The sequence below is a fragment of the Vibrio sp. M250220 genome (assembly GCF_036533795.1).
In the GTDB taxonomy this organism is placed as follows: domain Bacteria; phylum Pseudomonadota; class Gammaproteobacteria; order Enterobacterales; family Vibrionaceae; genus Vibrio.
The window spans coordinates 1-1,838 of sequence record NZ_JATABI010000117.1; the positions used below are offsets into that span (position 1 = coordinate 1).

Sequence of the window (1,838 nt, forward strand, 5' to 3'; positions counted from 1 at the left end):
GTCGAGCGTTATCGCGATATTGTCCATTATCGGCATGTTAATAATCACGATCTCGTTCCCCAAATCCCGATGACATGGGCTAATACCGACCCAACCGAAGGTCTCGAACTGTCTGACATTTTCAATAGCAGTGTGAATTTAGCCAAAAAAATGATCATGGATAATGATGATGATAACTATCTTCATCATGGCTCCCTATCTCAATTGATCACGTATGATGAGCCCAAGCAGGTACTATTATCGCCACGACAGACTCAAATCACCATGCTAGATATCGCTAAGATGGCCGAAAATGATTCCTATGCATTAGTGGATGGTTTGACCGATGCTTCAATCGCTGAACACGGTATGGAGGTTTATATCCCTAACCTGTTCGCTCAACTGCAAGCACTCAGTAAAGAAAGTTTGTATGACAATTATCAAGGCACGATCAATTACCTCTCAAATACCATCGACGATTTACAGCAACGCTCCTTGAAGGCTAAGTATGAGTTAGCCGAAACGTTAGGCAAACCCTACTCGCCCACTAATCAAGCTTATCTTGCCCGCTTAAAACAAGAGATATCGATAAACGAACAATTAGTGCACAATCATCATCAGGTCAGGCACGAATTAACCGCGACTCTAAACAACCCTGAGCGGTATCCGCTCAGTTTACTGCTGATGTCAAATCAATCCTTACCTGAAGAAGTTAAGAAGCAGATATTATGAAAAAAAACACAAAGCGTTCGATTGTCTTGGTTTGTTTAACGGTTTTTGGCTATTGGTACTATTACGACTCCCAACCCAACATTTGGGGAGATGAAGCTGATGAGCCATATATCACTATTTCAGGTATCAAGCCGCAAGATGCCACCATTGATGCTTGGGCAATATGGGGGGCAAGTGGCCCACAATGTGGGGCAAAAACATGGAGTGCCGACTCCGGCTGGTCAAGTGGTGCAGATGTAAAATGGCATGTGATTTATAACTTCTCCAACGACCCAAACAGGTATGAATTGCGTATTCCTTTCCAGCAATATCAAGACTCGTTTGATTGTGAAGTAACCTTGGGGGATATAACAGTTCAAGCCTATAACGCATTTGATACAGTAGGTTTTGCCCAACTACGTATTCACCAATCAGGAAGAAAATATTACAACAAACCGATAGGCTTAGATTCTAAAATTGAAGCTAGAGATTGCAACAGCCGATTTTACCAATGGTCTAAAGATATATGGAAAGGAATTACCGGATGTTACTACTTTGTCAATAAAAAGAAAATATCTGAAACGTCACAAACAAACGCAGAAACTGTCTACTTTGATTTTTCTCAGTTTAATAGCGATACGGTGATTCACTACGATATTTTAGCTGGTGAAGAGTATCGTAGTACCCCGTTAGATCCAGAGACTGGCAAGTGACTCGGTTAACTAAGCGACAATTCATAGAGAGGAGTGTCGCATTGGTTCTGGTTTCAGTGAGCGCACTTTCTGGGTTGTACTCGATACTGAACACTACCGAGCAAGAATCTATTCTGGTTACGGGCTTAAAACCAACCGATGCAACCGTAAAAGTGTGGGCAAACTATTGGGTAGATGGCGACACGAATTAACCGCGACTCTAAACAACCCTGAGCGGTATCCGCTCAGTTTACTGCTGATGTTAAATCAATCCTTACCTGAAGAAGTTAAGAAGCAGATATTATGAAAAAAAACACAAAGCGTTCGATTGTCTTGGTTTGTTTAACGGTGGTTGGCTATTGGTACTATTATGACTCCCAACCCAACATTTGGGGAGATGAGGCTGATGAGCCATATATCACTATTTCAGGTATCAAGCCGCCAGATGCCACCATT

2 protein-coding genes and 1 pseudogene are annotated in these 1,838 nt (G+C 42.1%); all 3 read left to right on the forward strand.

Annotated elements, in window-relative coordinates; all coding sequences use genetic code 11:
* Positions 1-711: pseudogene (locus QTN94_RS19710) on the forward strand (lipase); the annotation flags it as partial.
* On the forward strand, positions 708-1,403 hold the full coding sequence (locus QTN94_RS19715; RefSeq protein ID WP_331428619.1) for a hypothetical protein: 696 nt from the start codon (positions 708-710) through the stop codon (positions 1,401-1,403). The pseudogene QTN94_RS19710 and the gene QTN94_RS19715, both read left to right, overlap by 4 nt.
* Positions 1,400-1,594, forward strand: a complete 195-nt coding sequence (locus tag QTN94_RS19720; RefSeq protein WP_331428621.1) for a hypothetical protein — start codon at positions 1,400-1,402, stop codon at positions 1,592-1,594. Before QTN94_RS19715 ends, QTN94_RS19720 begins: the two co-directional genes overlap by 4 nt.
* The last annotated feature ends 244 nt before the right edge of the window (positions 1,595-1,838 follow it).